Below are 19,931 nucleotides of genomic sequence, written 5' to 3'. Positions count from 1 at the left end.
CAGAAAAACCGTCAACACCCCCACAACACTTTTTTGACAGTTTTTTGAAAAAAATAATACAAACAAAAAGTTACAGAACAACCAGCAGATCCGGACAGGGTGCAGCCTCAGACCTCGGGGATGAGGCAGATGCGGGCGAAGCGGCGCTTGCCCACCTGGAACACCCCCTCCTCCCCGGGGGGGATGCGCAGGGCCGTGTCCTCGATGCGCTCGCCGTCCCGTCGCACCGCTCCCTGCCGGATCATGCGCAGGGCATCGGAGGTGCTGCCCACCAGGCCTGCCTGCTTGAGCAGGTTGGCAATGGGCAGGCCTTCCGCAGGGGCGGGGATCCGCGTCTCGGCCAGGTCGTCGGGCATGGCCTTCTTCTGGAAGCGGGCGATGAAGTGCTCCCGGGCCCGCTGCGCCGCCTGACGGTCATGGAAGCGGGTCACCAGTTCCTCGCAGAGCAGGAACTTGATGTCCCTGGGGTTGGCCCCCTCGGCCACGGCCCTGCGGTGATCCTCGATCTCCGACAGGGGTCGGAAGGAGAGCAGTTCGAAGTAGCGCCACATGAGGTCGTCGGAGATGGACATGAGCTTGCCGAACATCTCGTCCGGGGGCTCCTGCACACCCACGTAGTTGCCCAGGGACTTGGACATCTTCTGCACCCCGTCCAGCCCCTCCAGGATGGGCATGGTGAGCACCACCTGCGGGGGCTGGCCGTACTGCTTCTGCAGTTCCCGCCCCACCAGCAAGTTGAACTTCTGGTCCGTCCCGCCCAGCTCCACGTCGGCCTGCAGATGCACCGAGTCGTAGCCCTGCACCAGGGGGTAGATGAATTCGTGGATGGCGATGGCCTGGCCCGCGGTGTAGCGCTTGTGGAAGTCATCCCGCTCCAGCATCCGCGCCACGGTGTGGCGCGAGGCCAGCTGGATCATGTCCGCCGCCGTCATGCGGCCCATCCAGTCGGAATTGAAGACGATGCGCGTGCGCTCCGGGTCCAGGATGCGGAAGATCTGTTCCTTGTAGGTGCGGGCATTGGCCGCCACCTCCTCCGGTGTCAGGGGCGGACGGGTGGCACTCTTGCCGCTGGGATCGCCGATCATCCCGGTGAAGTCGCCGATCAGGAAGTAGGTCTCGTGCCCCAGGTCCTGGAACTGGCGCATCTTGTTCAGCAGGACCGTGTGGCCCAGGTGCAGGTCCGGCGCCGTGGGATCGAATCCGGCCTTCACCCGCAGCGGCCGCCCGGCCTGGAGGCGCTCGGCCAGTTCACTCTCCAGCAATACCTCATGGGCTCCACGGCGCAGGGTCTCGAGGGCATCGTCTTGGGGGGTCATGTCCTTCCTCTTGTCAGGGGGATCACACGCCCCCGGAGGGCCGGGCAGAAGGCCGGGCGCCGGTACACGGGGGCCGGGAATCGGGGCATGATACTAAGCAGGCCGAAGGCAAGGCCAGCGGCCGCCGGAACCATCATCCCCACATTCCATCCCGGAGGATCCCCTTGAACCCTCGCTTCATCGGCCTGCTCTCGGGCACCAGCATGGACGCGGTGGACGCTGCCCTGGTGTCCTTCGAGGACGCAGGTCCCCAGTGCCTGGCCACCCACTCCCATGCCATCCCCGAGGATCTGCGCCGGGAACTGCGCGCCCTGGCCGCCCCGGGCGCCCGCTCCGATCCCGACACCTGGGGCCGGCTGGATGCCCGCACCGGGGACCTGATGGCCGCGGCCGTACAGGGCCTGCTGGAGACCCACGGCATCGATCCCGCCACGGTGCGTGCCGTGGGCAGCCATGGGCAGACCCTGCGTCACCGGCCGCAGGAACAGCCCCCTTTCACCCTGCAGATCGGCTGCCCCCACCGCATCGCCCAGGCCACAGGCCTGACGGTGGTGGCGGACTTCCGCCGCCGGGATGTGGCCGCGGGTGGTCAGGGGGCCCCCCTGGTCCCGGCCTTTCACCGCTACGCCCTGGGTGCAGAGGAGGAGCCGCGGGTGATCCTGAATCTGGGGGGGATCGCCAATGTGACGCTCCTGCCCGCAAGGCAGGACGAAGCGCAACACGGGACCCCGGTGCGCGGCTTCGACACGGGACCGGCCAATACCCTGTGCGACGCCTGGATCCGGGCCTGCCGGGAGGATGCCTTCGATGCCGGGGGGGCATGGGCAGCGCAGGGCCGCGTGGATGAGGCCCTGCTGGCGGCGATGCTGGCCGATCCCTATTTCCGGCAGCCCTTCCCCAAGAGCACGGGTACGGAGCACTTCCATCTGGAGTGGGTGCGTGGCCACCTGGGGGGGCGATCGGTGGCCCCGGTCGACGTGCAGCGCACCCTGGTGGAACTCACTGCCCGCAGCGTAGCGATGGCGGTGTTGGAAACGGCGCCGCGGGGGCGGCGCCTGCTGGTCTGCGGCGGCGGGGTGCACAACCGCTGCCTGATGGAAAGTCTGGAAGCCAACCTGCCCGGCTGGGACGTGGCCTCCACCGCGGTGCTGGGGATGCCCCCCGACTGGGTGGAGGCCATGGCCTTCGCCTGGCTGGCCCGGGAGACCCTGGCGGGACGTCCCGGCAACCTGCCCGCGGTCACCGGGGCCCGGGAGGCGGTGGTGCTGGGGGCCATCCACCCGGGCCGGGACGGACGCATCTAACGCTAACACCTAACGCCGCTTATCCCGCCCCGGAGGCCTCCCCTGCGGGCAGATCCACCCGGGGATAGCCCTCCCCCGGGGTCCAGGCCCGGGCCATTTCCCGGGCCTGACGGATCTGCGCCTCGGTCATGTGGGTGGCGAAGCGGTCCCGGTTGTCCCGGGCCAGATCATATCCCTGGGCGGCGGCCAGATCGGACCACATGTAGGCCCGCACCCAGTCCTGGGGCACGCCGCGGCCATTGGCATAGAGCACCCCCAGGTTGGACTGGGCGGAGGCGTTCTCCAGATCCGCGGCGTAGCGATACCAACGGGCCGCCTCGGCCTCATCCTGCTGCACCCCCCGGCCATTGAGATACATGAAGGCCAGGTTGCACTGGGCGGTGGTGCTGCCCTGCTCCGCCGCCTGACGATACCACTGCACCGCCTGGGCCTCGTCCTGCGGCACGCCCCGGCCGTTGACATACATCAGGGCCAGGTTGCACTGGGCGTTGGCATCCCCCTGTTCCGCCGCCAGACGGTACCAGCGCACCGCCTCGGCGTCGTCCCGGGGCACGCCCTGGCCGTTGGCATACATGAAGCCCACATTGAAGCGGCCGGTGGCATGGCCCAGGCGGGCCATGAGGTAGTACCAGCGGAACCGCCAGCGGGCGAGGGTCTGACGCACCTGCATGCCGCGCCCCGGATCAGACAGAGAAGGAGGAACCGCAGCCGCAGGTGGTGGTGGCATTGGGGTTGCGGATCACGAACTGGGCCCCCTGCAGGCTCTCGGTGTAGTCGATCTCCGCCCCCACCAGGTACTGGTAGCTCATGGGGTCGATGAGCAGGGTCACGCCCCCCTTCTCCACAGTGGTGTCCCCTTCACTGACGTTCTCATCGAAGGTGAAGCCGTACTGGAATCCGGAGCACCCCCCGCCGCTGACAAAGACCCGCAGCTTCAGGGAGGGGTTGTTCTCCTCCTCGATCAGGGTCTTCACCTTGGCGGCGGCCGCGTCGGTGAAGTTCAGGGGGCTGGGGCTGGTTTCGTTGGCGGTTTCGGTTGCAGTCATGTCTGCGCCTCCGTTGTCGGGGCCGCCCCCATGGGGCGGCGGGTTGCTGCCGGTGTATCCGGCCTTATCGGAAGGGGTTGGATCCCGTGATCCCATCGGGGTTCCCGTCCGGGCCACACCGGCCCTGGAGGGAACATACCCCAAGACGCAGGCATCGCGCATCCGCCCCGACCTCAGGGCAGGACGGCGATCCCCTCCAGCCCCTGGGTCTCGGGCAGGCCGAACATCAGATTCATATTCTGAACCGCCTGCCCCGAGGCCCCCTTGACCAGGTTGTCGATGGCGGAGACCACCACCGCCGTCCCGCCCTCCTGGGGCCGCTGCACGGCCAGGCGGCAGAGGTTGGTGCCCCGCACGCTGCGGGTCTCGGGCAGCTCCCCCGCCGGGAGCACGTCCACGCAGGGCTCATCGGCATAGCGGCGTTCGAACAGGGCCTGCAGATCGGTCTCTGGTTGCACCAGGCGGGTGTAGAGGGTGGCGAGGATGCCGCGCACCATGGGCACCAGGTGGGGCACGAAGGTGAGCCGGGGCTCCGTCCCGGAGACCGCCCCCAGGGTCTGCAGGATCTCGGGCAGATGGCGATGCCCCCCCAGGGCGTAGGCGCGGAAGTTCTCCGCCGCCTCGCAGAACAGGGAGCCCACCTGGGCCTTGCGCCCGGAACCGCTGACCCCGGATTTGGCATCCGCCACCAGCTGGGCCGGATCCACCACGCCCGCCTCCAGCAGGGGCAGAAGCCCCAGGGTCACCGCCGTGGGATAGCACCCCGGCACGGCGATCAATCGGGCCGCCGGGATGCGGGCGCGATTCAGTTCCGGCAGACCATAGACCGCCTCGTCCAGCAGCTCCGGCGCCCCATGGGGCTGGCCGTACCAGCGGGCCCAGAGCTGCGCATCGCGCAGCCGGAAATCCGCGGACAGGTCGATCACCCGTGTGCCCCGCTGCAGCAGATCCCCCGCCAGGGTGTGAGCCACGCCGTGGGGGGTGGCGAAGAACACCACGTCGCATTCCCCCAGGGCACCGGCGTCCGGCACCTGGAAGCGCAGATCCCCCTGGCCACGCAGGTTGGGGAACAGCGCGGACAGCGGCGTGCCGGCCTGCCCCCGGGAGGTGACCACCGCCGGCTGTACCCGGGGATGTCCCAACAGCAGCCGCAGCAGTTCCACCCCGGTATAGCCGGTGGCGCCGACGATACCCGCCCTGATGACCGAAACCTCTGACACGTATTTCCACCCTGTTCTGTTGCCGAATCGATCCGACCCAACGGCCCTTCGCCGGGGCCACCCTCAAACCGCTAGCATAACAGATGCCACCCGCCGCGATGGACTGGAGCGCAGGGCACCCCCTTCCCGGCGAACCCGAGCGGGCAGACCACGCCCGCTGGCCCGGCATCGAAGGGCATGTACCGATCGTCCACAAAGAGCGCACCGGATGTGGCGTTGAGGGCCGGATGCCGAAGCCGGTAAGATTGCACATCCTGCATTTGCGGTGACTCAACCCTGCATCCTGGCGCTGCAGGCCAGGACCGGACGGCTCGCGGGAGCCAGAGGCAGATCGTTGCCCCGCAACGGGTAGTCACGACTTCCTTTTGTCTACCAATCAAAGAGTTAAGAGATGGGTATCGATTCGATCTACCGCTTCTTGGAGTCCCTGGGGTACACCCATCCGATTCACCCCATCCTGGTCCATCTGACCATCGGCCTGGTCATCGCGGCGCTGATCTTCTCGCTGCTGTCCAGGATCCCCCGCTACAGCAGGTTTGCAGTCACCGCCCAACATTGCGCCACGCTGGCGTTCTTCTCCGTCTTCCCCACGGTGTTGCTGGGGGTGATGGACTGGTTCCACTACTACGGCGGGAGTCTGATCTATCCGATCAAGATGAAGATCTTCCTGGCCAGTGGCCTGGGCATGCTGCTCCTGCTCGCGGTTCTGCTCCATGTCAAATTCACCAGCCGCTCCCGCGTGATCATTACGATCTACCTCTTCGCCCTCTCGGCCGTGACGGGGCTGGGGTATTTCGGGGGCGAGCTGGTCTTCGCCTCCCACGCCCCGCAGGAGCCGGTTGCGGAGAAAAGCACCGCGGCGTCCGGGGAAACGGGCCCCATCCTCTACTCCGACCTGGAGGGGATCCTCCAGAGCCGCTGCGTGCAATGCCATAATGAGGACAACCCCCTGCGGGGCCTGGATCTCAGTTCGTATGAAGGGACGATGGCGGGCAGCGAGAACGGCCCGATCATCATCCCCGGCGATCCCGCAAAGAGCGCGCTCATCCAACGCATCAACGGGACCACCCAGCCGCGTATGCCGCTGGTGGGGCCGGGGCTCACCGAGGCCCAGATCCGGAGCTTCGAGGCCTGGATCGAGGCCGGCGCCCCAGAGGGGAACTCCGACAATCGCCTGGCCGCCCCCCAGCAGCCGCCCGGGGAGTCGGGAGCGTAACATGCACGCCAACGAATCCGATCACAAAGGCTAGAAACGTGAAGAAGCGAGACCTGCTGGCCGGGCTGTTCCTCCTCGTACTCATGGCGGGGGCCACCCTCCTGTGGCTGGCCCCCGGCGGCGGCCGCGCCGTACCCGCCGTCACGCTGCCCACCCTGGAGGGGGGGACCCTGGACCTGGAAGGCCACCAGGGACGCCCCCTGGTGGTCACCTTCTGGGCCAGCGATTGCAGTGGCTGCTTGGAGGAGATCCCACACCTGAACGCCCTGCAACGGGAATACGGCCAGCGCGGCCTCGAGGTGATCGGCATCGCCATGCACTACGATCCCCCGGCGGAGGTGGCCCGGACCGCCGAGCGCCGCGGGATCGGCTACACCGTGGCCCTGGACCGCCGGGGAGAGGCCGCCGAGGCCTTCGGCAATGTCCAGCTCACCCCCACCACCTTCCTGATCTCCCCCGGGGGGCGCATCGTCTACCAGAAGATGGGGCCACCGGACTGGGAGCGGGTGCAGGGGCGCCTGGAGGACTGGCTCGCCGGACGGGCCTGAGCCGGACCGGCACGCCTCAGGCCCGCCCGGCCCCCCGCACCAGTCCCCCCAGGCCCGCCTGCACCAGGGCGTTGTCCAGCAGGGCACGGATGGCGGCGGGCTCCTCCATGGTCAGGCACTGCTCCAGCAGATGCCGGGCCCGGGCCCTGGAGAAGCTGCGCACCACCCATTTCACCCGCGCCAGGGCCGCCACGTTCACGCTCAGGGCATCGATCTCCATACCCAGGAGCAGGATGACGGAGGCGGGATCGGCGGCCATCTCGCCGCAGACGCTGATCTGCTTGCCCGCACGATGCGCCCCCTCGGCGGTCTGCACCAGGGCATGCAGCACCGCCGGGTGCAGGGCGTTGTAGAGATCCGCCACGCGGGCGTTGTTGCGGTCCACCGCCAGCAGGTACTGCACCAGGTCGTTGGTGCCCACGGAGAGGAAGTCCACCCGCCGCGCCAGGGTCTCCGCCAGGTAGACCGCCGAAGGCACCTCCACCATCACCCCCACCCGGGGCACCGGGATGACGTAGTGCTCGTCCAGCAGTTCGTCCCGGGCCCGCTGCAGCAGCTGCAGGGCCCCCTTGAGCTCCCCCAGGGAGCTGATCATGGGGAACAGGATGTTCAGATTGCTGAGCCCCTGACTGGCCCGCAGCATGGCCCGCAACTGGGTGAGGAAGATCTCGGGGTGATCCAGGGTGATGCGGATGCCGCGCCAGCCCAGGAAGGGGTTGTCCTCGGAGACGGGGAAATAGGGCAGCGACTTGTCCCCGCCCACGTCCAGGGTACGCAGGGTCACCGGACGCGGGTCGAAGGACTGCAGGATCTCCCGGTAGATCTCCGTCTGCTCATCCTCACCGGGGAAACGCTCCCGGATCATGAACGGCACCTCGGTGCGGTAGAGCCCGATGCCGTCGGCCCCCGACTGGATGGACGGGGCGATGTCCGCCAGCAGCCCGCTGTTGGCATAGACGGGGACCTCGTGGCCGTCCTTGGTCACCGCCGGCTCCTGGGCCAGGGCCCGCAGGCCGTCCGCCAGTTCCCGTTCCTCCTCCTGCAGGTGGCGGAACTCCTCCAGCAATTCCGGGCTGGGCTGGATGTAGAGGCTGCCGCGGTAGCCGTCCACCACGATCTCTCGCCCCTCCAGACGCCCCACCGGCAGGTCCGAAACCCCCATGACCGCAGGGATCCCCATGGCCCGGGCCAGGATGGCCACGTGGGAGGAGCCGGTGCCGCGGGAGGAGACCACCCCCGCCAGCCGCTCCGAGGGCACCTCCGCCAGCTGTGTCGCGGTGACGTCCTCCCCCACCAGGATGGTACGGCCGGGGAACTCCTCGGGATCGCGCACATGGGACTGCAGACGCATGAGGATGCGCCGGCCGATGTCGCGCACGTCCGAGGCCCGCTCCCGCAGGTAGGGATCGTCCATGTCCTCGAAGTTGCGCGTGCTCTCCCGCACGGTGTCGCGCAGGGCCGCCGGGGCCCAGCTGCCACCGCGGATGCGCTCCACCGTACCGTTTACCAGGCTGTCGCTGCCCAGCATCATCACGTAGGCATCGAACAGCAGGCGCTCCTCGGGGGGCAGCACCGACTCCATGCGGTCGCGGATCTCGGCCAGCTCGTCCTGGACGGCCTTCACCGCCTGCCGGAAGGCCCGTTCCTCCTCCTCCACCGAGGCGGCGGCCCGGTCGGGCACCGAATCCAGGTCCGCCAGGGCATAGGCCACCACCCCCTGCCCCACGGCCACACCGGCGGCCCCCGGGATACCCCGGATCAGCACGTTCTCCTGCTGGAGGACCTCGCGGCGGTTGTCCACCTCGCCGATGAGTTCCGCGTGGCTGATGGCCCCCGCCAGCTGGGCCGCCAGGGTGATGAGAAAGGCCACGTGCTCGTCATCGAAGCGGCGCCGCTCCCGCTGCTGCGCCACCAACACCCCCAGCAGACGGCGGTGGTGCACGATGGGCACCCCCAGAAAGGCGTGATAGCGCTCCTCGCCGGTCTCGGGGAAATACTTGAAACGGGGATGGTCCGGGGCGTTCTCCAGGTTCACGGGCTCGGCCCGTTCCGCCACCAGGCCCACCAGGCCCTCCCCGGCATTCATGATGACGTGTCCCACCGCCTCCGGGTTGAGCCCCTCCGAGGCCATGAGCAGGAGGCGCCGGTCGTCCCCGTCCGGATCCCGCAGATAGACGGAGCAGACATCGATGGCCAGTTCCTGCTTCACCCGACGGACGATGATCTCCAGTGCCTCCGTCAGGTTGCCGGCGGCACCCACCTCCAGGACGATCCGTCTGAGTACATGCAACATGGGCGCGGGGTCGGGGTGCGGGCCGCCTCGGCGGCAATGGATCAAAGCCGGCGGCGGCTGCGCCGTTCGGCGGTATCGGAGGGCAGGCCGCCGTCGAACAGCAACGGCGCCAGCTCCTTCAGGGCACGGCGATAGACCTGGCGCTTGAAAAAGACCACCTCACGGGTGGGCTGCCAGTAATCCACCCAGCGCCAGGCATCGAACTCGGGGTTGGACATGGCATCCAGGCGCACGCAGGATTCGTCTCCCACCAGGCGCAGCAGGAACCAGATCTGCTTCTGGCCGATGCATACGGGATCGGAGCGCCGCCGGATGAGATGCTTGGGCAGGCGATAGCGCAGCCAGTCCCGGGTGCAGCCCACCACTTCCACATGCCGGGGCTGCAGGCCGGTCTCCTCCTCCAGCTCGCGGTACAGGGCCTGCTCGGGGGTCTCCTCCTGCCGGATCCCCCCCTGGGGGAACTGCCAGGCCTGCTGGCCGATCCGCTTGGCCCAGAACAGACGGCGCTCCGCGTTGCTGAGGATGATCCCTACATTGGGCCTATAACCATCGCAATCAATCACTTACATTGCCATCCGGATGCCGTTTCCTACGCCGCATTTTTCCATAAGCCGGGCGGCGCGGCAAATGCCCGACGGCCTGCGTGGCACATACGGGCCGCAGGCGGGTATCATGGGGATCCATCCGCGATGACCCTGGAGGATTGGCGTGAGCCTGGCCCTGTTCGACCTGGACAACACCCTGCTGGCGGGAGACAGCGACTATGAATGGGGCCGCTTCCTGGTGGAACTGGGGGTGGTGGACCCGGAGACCTACCGGCAGAAGAACCAGGAGTTCTTCGATCAGTACCGCAACGGCACCCTGGACATCCACGCCTTCTGCCGCTTCTCCTTCGCCCCCCTGGCCAGTCACCCCCTGGAATCCCTCCAGGACTGGCGGGCACGCTTCATCGACGAGCGCATCCGCCCCCTGCTGGCCCCCGGCGCCCGGGACCTGCTGCAACACCACCGTGCCCGGGGGGACACCCTGGCGATCATCACCGCCACCAACCGCTTCGTCACCGAGCCCATCGCCCATCTGCTGGAGGTGGAGCACCTGCTGGCCACGGAGCCGGAATTCCGCGACGGCACCTACACCGGCGAACTCGCCGGCATCCCCTGCTTCCAGCACGGCAAGGTGCAGCGTCTGGAGCAGTGGCTCCAGGCCCATCCCGAAGCGGACCTTAAGGACAGCTGGTTCTACAGCGACTCCCACAACGACCTGCCCCTGCTGGAGCGGGTCGCCCGTCCGGTGGCGGTGGACCCGGACGAGACCCTGGCGGCCACGGCCCAGGCCCGGGACTGGCCCCGCATCAGCCTGCGGGGCTGAGCTCTTCCCGGCCCGGGGCGCACGGTCCTCATTCGGCCATCAGCTCGAAATCCTCCTTGCTGGCCCCGCACTCCGGGCACACCCAGTCCTCGGGGAGATCCTCCCAGGGTGTCCCCGGGGGATAGCCCTCGTCCGGCAGACCCTGGGCCTCATCGTAGATGTAACCGCAGATCACGCACTGGTACTTCTTCACGGCGAACCTCCTGCCATTGCCATGCCCCGGTCCCCGGGGGAAGCGGATGATACACTCGGTGCAGACACACAGCGGGAGCTTACCATGATCATGCAGCCGTCGGTTCCCATCGTCATGACCCTGGCCGGCAGCGACCCCACCGGCGGGGCCGGCATCCAGGCGGATATCGAGTCCATCCTCAGCATGGGGGGGCACGCCGTTCCCGTGATCACCGCCGTCACCGTACAGGACACCCGCGACGTGGTGGGGCTGGCCCCCATGGACGGGGAGCTGATCATCCAGCAGGCCCGGACGATACTGGAGGACATGCCCGTGGCCGCCCTCAAGGTGGGCCTGCTGGGGTCCATGGAGGCGGTGGAGGCCCTGCACGCCCTGCTCAACGACTACCCCGAACTGCCGCTGGTCCTGGACCCGGTGCTGGCCGCCGGCGGCGGCGCCGCCCTGGCGGACGAGGAGATGGTGGACGGCATCCTGCAACTGCTGGTGCCCCGCACCACCGTCCTCACCCCCAACACCCTGGAGGCCCGGGCCCTGGCCCGGGGTTCCGATACCCTGGATGCCTGTGCCATGGCCCTTCTGGACCAGGGCGCGGAATATGTCCTCATCACCGGCACCCATGAGCGCACCAGCGAGGTATACAACACCCTCTACGGCAATCACCGCCGCCTGGAGGCCTTCCCCGTGCCGCGTCTGGAAGGGGAATTCCACGGCTCCGGCTGCACCCTCTCCGCCGCCATCGCCGCCCTGCTGGCCCAGGGCACGGCGGTGCCCGTGGCGGTGCACGAGGCCGTGAGCTACACCTGGCACAGCCTGCGGGCCGGCCGTCGCCTGGGCATGGGACAGATGCTCCCCAACCGCCTGTTCTGGGCCCGGGAAGACGCAGACGACGAGGACGACAGCGGCGATGACCTGCGCACACCCCACTAAAGCCCTGAGCGGCCTCTACCTCATCACCCCCGAAGAGGCGCCCCACACCCTGCTGCCCCGGGTGGAGCAGGCCCTGCAGGGGGGCGCCCGTATCCTGCAATATCGGGACAAATCCGGCGACGCCGCCCGCCGTCTGGAGACCGCCCGGGCCCTGAAGGCCCTGTGCACCCGACACGGCGCCCTGTTTCTCGTCAACGACGACCTGGACCTAGCGGCCGCGGTGGCGGCGGACGGCGTCCATGTGGGACGCGAGGATGCCGCCCTAGAAGAGGCCCGGGCGGCCCTGGGGCCCGGGGCCCTCATCGGCGTCTCCTGCTACGACCGCCTGGAGCGGGCCGAGGACGCCGCCGCCCGCGGCGCCGGCTACGTGGCCTTCGGCGCCGTCTTCCCCTCCACCACCAAACCCGGGGCCGTGCACGCCCCCCTGGCGCTCATCCGCGAAGCCCGGACACGCCTGCACCTGCCCATCGCCGCCATCGGCGGCATCACCCCGGATAACGCTGCACAGGTGATCCAGGCCGGCGCCCATATGGTGGCGGTGATCCAGGGGGTGTTCGCCGCACCGGACATCCGTGCCGCCGCCACACGCATCCGACTCGCCTTCCCCGCTCCCGGCTGATCCACCGCAAGGTGGCGCACCCCACATGCATTGAATCTCCTCCCCCTGCAAGGGTACATTACAGTCACCGGCATGGAATCCGACGGTGGCAAGACCACCGTTCGCATTCAGGGAGAAGTCCACCTTTGCAACCCCGCACCCCCCAGTTTTTAGTCCCGTTTTTCCGATCTCAGGGCGATGGTCCACGACGCCCCTGCGCCCCACCGCGCCCCTTCCAGGATCCCCACACCTAGACACCGAGCTCGCGGGATCCACACCGTCCAGGCCCTCTCGCCGTATGTAAAGTGTTTTGCCACGCCAAGGGAAGATTCAAGAAAGTAGAAGGATGCCCCCATGCAGAAACGTCATGTCTTTCTCCTGACGCTTGCCCTTGCGGTCGCCATCTTGTCGGGCTGCGCCGCACAACATCAAAAGGACCAGATGACGGCCTTCAATGCCGCATGGAAACAGGGGGATTACACCGCCGCCTCCCGGGCCATGGAAGCGCCATCCTCCCTCACCGGGCAGGACGCCTCCGAAGATGAACGGCTGCTGGAACTGCTGCACCAAGCCGAGGCCCATCGCATCTCCGGGGACACCGAAACCGCCATCGCGCTGTATGACGAGGCGGAACAAGGTATCAAAATGAACGACACCCGGGGAAGCGGAGCCAAAATGCTGGAAACGGGGATGGCCGTCCTACTCAATGACGCCCATCGCGACTACACCCCGTTGCTGTCCGAACGGATCCTGATCAACACCTATAAGGGACTGTCCTTTCTGCAGCAGGGGGATACGGAAAATGCCCGCATCGAATTCAACCGCGCGGACGATCGCACCCGGCGGGCAATCGAACACTTTTCGGACGAGATCCAGGCCCAGCGGGCCGCGCTGCAGGAACGGCAAGAGGGTGAAAACAGCGAGGACCCCAGGAAGGCATCCATTCTCAATAGCCTGAAAAGCGACGCACTGCAAAGCACGGTGGAAAACCATTACGGCCGCTTTTCAGAATGGGGCATCTACTCCGAATTCATGGTACCGGCAGCCACCTATCTCCACGGCCTGTATTTCCTGGCCAGCGATTCCGGTGACCTGGAACGTGCCCTCCAGTCCCTGAAACGTGTGGCCGGAATGGAACCGGAGCACCCCCGACTGGCGGCGGACGTTCGGCTGGCTGAGGCACTGGCCAGGGGTTCGGTGCAACGGGAATCCATCGAACCCCTGGTGTGGGTGATCTATGAAAACGGGCTGGGTCCGGTAGCGCGGGAGGTGCGTTTCGATGTCCCGCTCCTGCTCCTGAACCGGGAGGGGGACGATCCCGCCTATACCGGCATCGCCCTGCCCCGGTACCGGGAACGCACGGCCGTCGAGGATGGCTTCCGGATCGAAGCCCCCCGCGGGGAAATCCCTCCACTGGAACCCTTCTCTCCCATGGGGAAGGTGATCCGGACCGAAATGAAGGCCCGTTTCCCGGCGGTGCTCACCCGTGCCATCACCTCGGCGGTCCTCAAGACCACCCTGCAGGATGTAGCCGCAGAAAAACTCGGGGTTTTAGGGCGCTATGGCTCGGCCATGCTGTCTATGGCCACAACCCGGGCGGACCTGCGCAGCTGGCAGGCCCTTCCCGACCACTGGCAGGTCACCCGCATGCCACGCCCCAGCTCCGGCCAGCTGATCCTGGCCAACCACTCCGGAACCCTGGGTACGCTGGATCTGCCCGACTGGCCCTATACCCTCGTCTACATCAAGCGCCCCAGCACACTGGGCGGCATCGAGGTGGATCTGGTGGATCTGCAGGGGCGCATCCCGGGCCGGCATCTATCGTTCCCTGGCTCCAGCCGTGCAGCCACCGCCGTTGCCGAAGCCCATGCCCCCGTTGAGACACAACCCCGTTGAGACACCATCCTGGAACAAACCGATGAAAACAACTCTCCTGCTGATCCTCCCCATCCTGCTACTGGCCGGCTGCGCCGGACCGGCACGCTATGTGGACCCGGAAACGGACGAAGGCCCCGTTACCATGACTCTGGATTACCGCGACTTCGAACAGGCCGCCGCCGAATCCGTGGATTCCCTGCTCGCCAGCGGCGCCGTGGACAATCCCAACGGCGGACGCTACGTGCTGGTGGTCAGCCGCATCATCAACGACACCATGCAGCGGCTTGATACCGATCAGCTCGTAAAACGAATCCGCACGGAACTGCTCAACTCCGGCCGGGTGGCCACGACCACGGCCGTGGGCATTGATGGTCCCGAGGATGAGATGAACATGCTGGCCCGCACACTGCGGGACTCCGAAGAATTCGATCAACGCGGCGTCGAGCGTAAAGGGACCCTGCAGGCACCCGATCTGAGCCTCTCCGGCAAGATTCTGCAACGCAACCACCGGGTGGGCCGGGAACAGCAGGTGGAGTACTACCTGCAACTCTCCCTCACCGACCTGACCTCGGGCCTGGCCATCTGGGAAAACGAGACCCGCGTCATCAAACGCGGACCCAAAGATTCTGTCACCTGGTAAGGAGGCCCCATGCGCATAGCCCGCTCCACCCCCGTCATCCTCCGCTTCTTCTCCCCACATGGGGCATGGCGCAGACCATCCCGGAGGATGGAGCGCCCCGGATGGAGGAAGCCAACCCGCCTTCCCCCTTCATGTCCGTCTCCGAGGCCTCGCCGGGCGATGATCTTGTGCGCCAGTTCCTCGAAGAGCGTGGCTGGCAGATGGGTCAGTCCCCCAACAACCCCGGTGGCGGCACCCTCGTGGTGGCCACGGAAGACATCATCATGGACCCCACCCGCATCGAGTTCAGCCAGGCCCGTCTGCAGGCCACCGAGGCCGCCTTCCTGAAAGCCATGGGCGAACTGGTTTCCCAGGACTCGGTGCGCATCGGCAAGAGCATGACCGACCGGTTCCTGCAGGATGACCTGCCTGAACAGGCACGGGATGCCACCACCCTCCAGGCCCTGGGCGAAGCCCTGGCAGGGCGCCTGGCGGAAGCCTCATTGCAGACCCTCAACAAGGTCATCAAGGAGTTGGGAGGGGATCCATCGAGTCTTCCACAGATGACCATCGCCGAACGCAAGCAGATGGTCCTGGATGAATTCGTCTCCGAAACCACCTGGCGGGCCATGGGGGAACTTTCAGGCATCGGGGTCTTTGGCGTCATTGAACGCACGGGCGGACCGGGGCCGCGCAACAACGGTCAAGTGAGCGTCGTGGTGGTGAAATCCGACCGTTTCAGTGAATTCGGACGGCAGCTTCGTACAGGAAAAGGGGCTCCGCTCCAAGCCCTCCCGGTGGAGGCGGTCCAGGACCGGCTTGCTCCTCAGCTGGAAGCCGGAGTCCCCATGCTGGGGTATTTCGGGGTACAACCGGTGGTGGATGCTCAGGGCCGATTTGGACTGCTTTCCTTCGGTATGGCGGCGCCAGCACTGGTCCGGGGCACCATGGACGAATTTGACATCAGCATCGAGATGGAAGCCGCCCGGGAAAGCGCCCAAATGATGGCCGATGGATGGCTGGCACAGTTCGCCAGCATGACAGTGGAGGGGCAAAAGGAGAGCACACGCCGCCAGTTGCGGGAAAAGATCCGGGAAACACGGGGAGATGGACGTTCTCATATCCACACTCATGCCGGAGTGGGCCGCATGGTGAACGCCGTCCTGCGCTCAGAGGCCGATGCCCGTCTGCAGGGGGTGCAGACCATCGGACAGTGGAGTGCCACGGACCCCGCCACCGGCCACCCCTATCTCGGATACGTGAAGTATTGGTCCCCCGCCACCGCCGCCCAGGCCCGTGAGGAGACCACGGACGCACCTTCATCGCCTGAAACAGCCCCTCAGGACCAGTCCACCCCCGTCCAGACCCGTTCCACCGGCGCCTTCGGAGAATGGTGATGCGCTGCCTGAACACCGTACTGTTCACGCTGCTACTGATCCTGTTGAACGGAACGGCCTGGGGTGAGGTGAGCACACGCACCGTACAGGCCGAAGCTACTGGAATCGATCGCGAACAGGCCATCTTCAATGCCCTGGGGGATGCCGTGCGTCAGGTCCATGGTGCCCGGGTGGACGCCAGCCGGGAGATCCGCAGTCACATGCAGCGCCTGTCCATCCGGGATGATCAGGGGCGTGAGGCCTCCATCCAGCATGAAGCCCGGGTGGAAAGCGGCACGCAGGTGCAAAGCCAGGGCCTGATCAGCGGTTACCGGGTGCTCCAGGTCTCCCCGGCCGCCGGTGGCGGACAACGGGTCCGTCTTGAGGTCCAGGTTCCCGTTTACCGCACCCCTGGAAAAGACGCGCAAGGGAACCGCCGACGTATCGCGGTCTATCCCGTGGAGGTGGAGGCCAGCGACCTTCGCCTGGGGGAACACACCCCCAGCGCCCGGGAAGCCTCCCATCGCCTGACCCAGGCCATCGTACGCGCACTCGTCAGCTCACGGCGGTTCTCTGTATTGGAACGGGATATGCAGCAGGCCATCGAGGAAGAACAGCGTTTTGTGGCCACAGGACGTGTCCCGGTGGCCGAAAAGGCCATGCTGGGGCGCAGGCTGGGCGCCGATTATCTGCTGACCGCCCGCCTCACCGGAATGGACATGCGCACCATCCCCGTCACCAACCGCATCACCGGGGAAACCGCCCGCCAAGGAGAAGGCATGGCCACCCTGGAGGCCCGGATCGTGATCCCGGCCACCGGACAGATCATGTGGGCCCATACCCTGAACACCCATCTGGAAGACCTGGGGATCGATCCGGAGGCCCATCGTGCCCTACCCCAACGGGTCTACAACGCCCTTGGTAATGAGCTGGTCTTCCAGGCCGTGGATGTCATCTACCCCTTGCGGGTGGTGGAGAGCCGGGGAGAGACCATCGTACTCAACCAGGGGGGCACCCTGGTCCAGCCTGGACAGCGGTGGGCGGTCTACGACGTTGGGCGAGCCTACAGCGACCCCTATCATGGAGAGGATCTTGCCCATAGGGAAACCTGGTGCGCCGAGGTGGAAATCACCCACGTCACCGAACGCATCGCCCGGGCCCGGGTAGTGAAAGGGACCGTGGAGGGCAACGGCCAGGTCTTGCGGCGTATCGCTCCCGCCAGCGCCGATCCAAAGGAGGCAGAGCGGGAGGCACAGAGGGGCACCCGAAAACGCATCTGCCTACCCATGGATCCCTGCTGAAACGCACGCCCTGCCCCGATATCCCCCCGAGGGCGATCCTGGATTGACGGCCCCGGTTTTGCGCCCCGGGGCAGATGGAGTATCTTTTCGCCTTTGCCCTTCACCCAGTGAACCAGGAAAAGAGCAGGCCATGACGAAAACCCATGAATGCTTCGAGGCAGCCCAGAAACACATCCCCGGCGGGGTGAACTCCCCGGTGCGCGCCTTCCGGGGCGTCGGCGGCGAACCCATCTTCATGGAGCGGGCCCAGGGGGCCTATATCTACGACGTGGACGGCAACCGCTACATCGACTACGTGGGCTCCTGGGGTCCGATGATCGTCGGTCATGCCCATCCGGAGGTGATTGAGGCGGTGCGCGAAGCGGCCCTCAACGGCCTCTCCTTCGGCGCACCCACGTCCCTGGAGACGGAGATGGCGGAGCGGGTGTGCGAACTGGTGCCCTCCATGGACATGGTGCGCATGACCAGCTCCGGTTCCGAGGCCACCATGAGCGCCATCCGCCTGGCCCGGGGCTTCACCGGACGCGACAAGATCGTCAAGTTCGAGGGTTGCTACCACGGCCACGGCGACTCCCTGCTGGTGAAGGCCGGCTCCGGGGCCCTGACCCTGGGGGTGCCCAGCTCCCCGGGGGTGCCCGCCTCCCTGGCGGAACACACCCTCACCGTGCCCTACAACGACCTGGAGCAGGTGAAGGAGACCTTCTCCCGCTTCGGCGATCAGATCGCCTGCATCATCGTCGAGCCGGTGGCGGGCAACATGAACTGCGTGCCCCCGGCCCCGGGTTTCCTGGAGGGGCTGCGCAGCGTGTGCGATGAGCACGGCGCCCTGCTGATCTTCGATGAGGTGATGACCGGTTTCCGCGTGGCCCGGGGCGGGGCCCAGGAGCTGTATGACGTCAAGCCCGACCTCACCACCCTGGGCAAGGTCATCGGCGGCGGCATGCCGGTGGGGGCCCTGGGCGGCCGCCGCCAGGTGATGGAGCATCTCTCGCCCCTGGGGCCCGTCTATCAGGCCGGCACCCTCTCGGGGAATCCCATCGCCATGACCGCCGGGCTCAAGACCCTGGAGATCCTCGCAGCCCCCGGCTTCCACGACGACCTCACCGCCAAGGCCGAGACCCTGGTGTCCGGCATCCTGGGGGAGGCGGAGAAGGCGGGTGTGCCCATGGCCGCCAACCAGGTGGGGGGCATGTTCGGCCTGTTCTTCACCGAACAGCCCCAGGTGGGGAATTTCCAGCAGGTGAGCCAGTGCGACACCGACCGCTTCGGCCGCTTCTTCCACGCCATGCTGGACAAGGGGGTCTACCTGGCCCCGTCCGCCTTCGAGGCGGGCTTCCTGTCCAGCAGCCACAGCGCGGGCGACGTGGAGGCCACCATCCAGGCCGCCGGTGAGGTGCTCCGGAGCCTGTGATCCGCTGCACCGGAGGCCCCGGCCTCCGGTGCCCGGTTTCCCTGGACGCCCCTGTCGTGCTGCCTGCACGGCGGGGGCGTTTTCTTTCACCTGCAACGGTTCAGGACGGCGTGATGCCGGATATGATGGGCTATCTGCTGCTGGGGGCCGGCACCGGGGTGCTGGCGGGGCTCCTGGGCATCGGCGGGGGACTGATCATCGTCCCCGTGCTGGTGGGGCTGTTCTCGCTGCAGGGGATGCCCCCCGGGGTCATCACCCACCTGGCCATCGGCACCTCCCTGGCCACCATCGTACCCACGGCCATTGCCTCCACCCGCGCCCATCACCGCCACGGGGCAGTGCGCTGGGACCTGCTGCGGGCCCTGGGGCCGGGGGTGGCCCTGGGGGCCCTGCTGGGCAGCACGGCGGCCGCGGCCCTGAGCACCCAGGCCCTGGGCCGGGTCTTCGGGCTCTTCGAGATCCTGATGGGGGGCTATCTCCTGGCGGGGCGGCCGCCCCGTGCAGGGGGCACCGGTCCATCCACCCCGATCCTGGGGGGCTGGGGTGGGCTCATCGGGGGCTTCTCCTCCCTGCTGGGCATCGGTGGCGGCACCCTGACGGTGCCGCTGCTGGCCTGGTTCAACGTGCCCATGCGCCAGGCCATCGCCACCGCCGCCGCCACCGGCCTGCCCATCGCCCTGGCGGGGACGGCAGGCTTCATCGTCCACGGTCTGGAGGTTCCGGACCTGCCCGCGGGGGCCACGGGCTATGTCTACTGGCCGGCTTTTGCCGGCATCGCCCTGGCGGCCTTCTTCACCGCCCGCTTCGGCGCCGCCCTCACCCACCGCCTGCCGGTGGTCACGGTGCGGCGCCTGTTTGCGGGGATGCTCATCCTGCTGGGGGTCCGCATGCTCTGGGCATGACGCAGTCCCGCAGGCTCAGCCCTCCTGCTGCTGTTCCACCTGGCGGCGCACTTCGTTCATGTCCAGCTCGGACACCTTGCCCAGCACCTCGTCCAGCTGGCCGGCGGAGAGCATGCCCGGCTGGTTGAAGACAATGATGCGCTCGCGGAAGATGGTCAGGGTGGGGATGGAGCGGACCTGGAACATGGCGGCCAGTTCCTGCTGTTCCTCGGTGTTCACCTTGCCGAAGACCACATCGGGGAAACGCTCCGAGGCCTCCTCGAAGATGGGGGCGAAGGCGCGGCAGGGACCGCACCAGGGGGCCCAGAAGTCCAGGACCACGATGTCGTTGTCGTTGATGGTGGATTCCAGGTTGTCCTGGGTGATTTCGGTGGCGGCCATGGCCGGGCTCCCGTATATGAGAATGGACTAATAC

20 protein-coding genes are annotated in these 19,931 nt (G+C 67.2%); 12 read left to right on the top strand and 8 right to left on the bottom strand.

Annotation, left to right across the window (positions count from 1 at the left end):
* Positions 1-107: 107 nt before the first annotated feature.
* Complete coding sequence (gene tyrS / locus CKO33_RS08445; RefSeq protein ID WP_200181425.1) at positions 108-1,316, bottom strand: tyrosine--tRNA ligase; 1,209 nt, start codon at positions 1,314-1,316, stop codon at positions 108-110.
* Between the two features lie 164 nt (positions 1,317-1,480).
* On the opposite strand from tyrS, the gene CKO33_RS08440 reads away from it, so the two are divergent.
* A complete protein-coding gene (locus tag CKO33_RS08440; protein WP_200181423.1) occupies positions 1,481-2,620 on the top strand; it encodes an anhydro-N-acetylmuramic acid kinase in 1,140 nt (379 codons plus the stop codon).
* Positions 2,621-2,639: 19 nt separating this feature from the next.
* On the opposite strand, the gene CKO33_RS13870 is transcribed toward CKO33_RS08440, so the two are convergent.
* From CKO33_RS13870 to argC, 3 genes are all read right to left on the bottom strand, one after another.
* On the bottom strand, positions 2,640-3,290 hold the full coding sequence (locus CKO33_RS13870; protein ID WP_200181421.1) for a tetratricopeptide repeat protein: 651 nt from the start codon (positions 3,288-3,290) through the stop codon (positions 2,640-2,642).
* A gap of 13 nt (positions 3,291-3,303) precedes the next feature.
* The gene (erpA, locus tag CKO33_RS08430; protein ID WP_200181419.1) at positions 3,304-3,666 is read right to left on the bottom strand and encodes an iron-sulfur cluster insertion protein ErpA; all 363 of its coding nucleotides are present in this window, start codon (positions 3,664-3,666) and stop codon (positions 3,304-3,306) included.
* 173 nt (positions 3,667-3,839) lie between these two features.
* Positions 3,840-4,886 (bottom strand): N-acetyl-gamma-glutamyl-phosphate reductase, encoded by a 1,047-nt coding sequence (gene argC / locus CKO33_RS08425; protein WP_200181417.1) that lies wholly within the window; start codon positions 4,884-4,886, stop codon positions 3,840-3,842.
* Between the two features lie 391 nt (positions 4,887-5,277).
* Here argC and CKO33_RS08420 point away from each other — a divergent pair, with 391 nt between their 5' ends.
* The gene (locus CKO33_RS08420; protein ID WP_200181415.1) at positions 5,278-6,102 is read left to right on the top strand and encodes a c-type cytochrome domain-containing protein; all 825 of its coding nucleotides are present in this window, start codon (positions 5,278-5,280) and stop codon (positions 6,100-6,102) included.
* Positions 6,103-6,140: 38 nt separating this feature from the next.
* Positions 6,141-6,650 carry a redoxin family protein gene (locus CKO33_RS08415; protein ID WP_200181414.1) on the top strand — a complete coding sequence of 170 codons (510 nt, stop codon included), beginning with the start codon at positions 6,141-6,143 and terminating at the stop codon, positions 6,648-6,650.
* A gap of 16 nt (positions 6,651-6,666) precedes the next feature.
* Here the strand turns inward: CKO33_RS08415 and ptsP are convergent, their stop codons facing one another.
* Both ptsP and CKO33_RS08405 read right to left on the bottom strand, forming a co-directional pair.
* On the bottom strand, positions 6,667-8,943 hold the full coding sequence (gene ptsP, locus CKO33_RS08410; RefSeq protein WP_200181412.1) for a phosphoenolpyruvate--protein phosphotransferase: 2,277 nt from the start codon (positions 8,941-8,943) through the stop codon (positions 6,667-6,669).
* A 41-nt stretch (positions 8,944-8,984) separates the two neighbouring features.
* Positions 8,985-9,506: an RNA pyrophosphohydrolase gene (locus CKO33_RS08405; protein ID WP_200181410.1), complete on the bottom strand. Its 522-nt coding sequence runs from the start codon at positions 9,504-9,506 to the stop codon at positions 8,985-8,987.
* A 145-nt stretch (positions 9,507-9,651) separates the two neighbouring features.
* On the opposite strand from CKO33_RS08405, the gene CKO33_RS08400 reads away from it, so the two are divergent.
* Positions 9,652-10,311, top strand: a complete 660-nt coding sequence (locus tag CKO33_RS08400) for a histidinol-phosphatase (RefSeq protein WP_200181408.1) — start codon at positions 9,652-9,654, stop codon at positions 10,309-10,311.
* Positions 10,312-10,339: 28 nt separating this feature from the next.
* On the opposite strand, the gene rd is transcribed toward CKO33_RS08400, so the two are convergent.
* Positions 10,340-10,504, bottom strand: coding sequence for a rubredoxin (gene rd, locus CKO33_RS08395; protein ID WP_090483167.1), 165 nt, complete (start codon positions 10,502-10,504; stop codon positions 10,340-10,342).
* 90 nt (positions 10,505-10,594) lie between these two features.
* On the opposite strand from rd, the gene thiD reads away from it, so the two are divergent.
* From thiD to CKO33_RS08355, 8 genes are all read left to right on the top strand, one after another.
* Positions 10,595-11,431: a bifunctional hydroxymethylpyrimidine kinase/phosphomethylpyrimidine kinase gene (gene thiD, locus CKO33_RS08390; protein ID WP_242472545.1), complete on the top strand. Its 837-nt coding sequence runs from the start codon at positions 10,595-10,597 to the stop codon at positions 11,429-11,431.
* The gene (thiE, locus tag CKO33_RS08385) at positions 11,409-12,050 is read left to right on the top strand and encodes a thiamine phosphate synthase (RefSeq protein ID WP_200181404.1); all 642 of its coding nucleotides are present in this window, start codon (positions 11,409-11,411) and stop codon (positions 12,048-12,050) included. Before thiD ends, thiE begins: the two co-directional genes overlap by 23 nt.
* A gap of 333 nt (positions 12,051-12,383) precedes the next feature.
* Positions 12,384-13,925 (top strand): COG3014 family protein, encoded by a 1,542-nt coding sequence (locus CKO33_RS08380; protein ID WP_200181402.1) that lies wholly within the window; start codon positions 12,384-12,386, stop codon positions 13,923-13,925.
* A 22-nt stretch (positions 13,926-13,947) separates the two neighbouring features.
* Positions 13,948-14,547 carry a penicillin-binding protein activator LpoB gene (gene lpoB / locus CKO33_RS08375; protein ID WP_200181400.1) on the top strand — a complete coding sequence of 200 codons (600 nt, stop codon included), beginning with the start codon at positions 13,948-13,950 and terminating at the stop codon, positions 14,545-14,547.
* A 101-nt stretch (positions 14,548-14,648) separates the two neighbouring features.
* Positions 14,649-15,923: a DUF6844 domain-containing protein gene (locus CKO33_RS08370; RefSeq protein WP_200181398.1), complete on the top strand. Its 1,275-nt coding sequence runs from the start codon at positions 14,649-14,651 to the stop codon at positions 15,921-15,923.
* A complete protein-coding gene (locus CKO33_RS08365) occupies positions 15,923-17,203 on the top strand; it encodes a CsgG/HfaB family protein (RefSeq protein ID WP_200181396.1) in 1,281 nt (426 codons plus the stop codon). Before CKO33_RS08370 ends, CKO33_RS08365 begins: the two co-directional genes overlap by 1 nt.
* A gap of 130 nt (positions 17,204-17,333) precedes the next feature.
* Positions 17,334-18,614: a glutamate-1-semialdehyde 2,1-aminomutase gene (gene hemL / locus CKO33_RS08360; RefSeq protein WP_200181395.1), complete on the top strand. Its 1,281-nt coding sequence runs from the start codon at positions 17,334-17,336 to the stop codon at positions 18,612-18,614.
* Positions 18,615-18,727: 113 nt separating this feature from the next.
* Positions 18,728-19,516 carry a sulfite exporter TauE/SafE family protein gene (locus tag CKO33_RS08355; RefSeq protein WP_200181393.1) on the top strand — a complete coding sequence of 263 codons (789 nt, stop codon included), beginning with the start codon at positions 18,728-18,730 and terminating at the stop codon, positions 19,514-19,516.
* A gap of 15 nt (positions 19,517-19,531) precedes the next feature.
* Here the strand turns inward: CKO33_RS08355 and trxA are convergent, their stop codons facing one another.
* Positions 19,532-19,897, bottom strand: a complete 366-nt coding sequence (gene trxA, locus CKO33_RS08350; RefSeq protein ID WP_200181391.1) for a thioredoxin — start codon at positions 19,895-19,897, stop codon at positions 19,532-19,534.
* Positions 19,898-19,931 lie beyond the last annotated feature (34 nt).

This window comes from Ectothiorhodospira mobilis (assembly GCF_016584115.1).
In the GTDB taxonomy this organism is placed as follows: Bacteria; Pseudomonadota; Gammaproteobacteria; order Ectothiorhodospirales; family Ectothiorhodospiraceae; genus Ectothiorhodospira; species Ectothiorhodospira mobilis.
The sequence above is the reverse complement of the archived record's forward strand: the minus strand, read 5'-3'. Positions and strand labels throughout refer to the sequence as shown.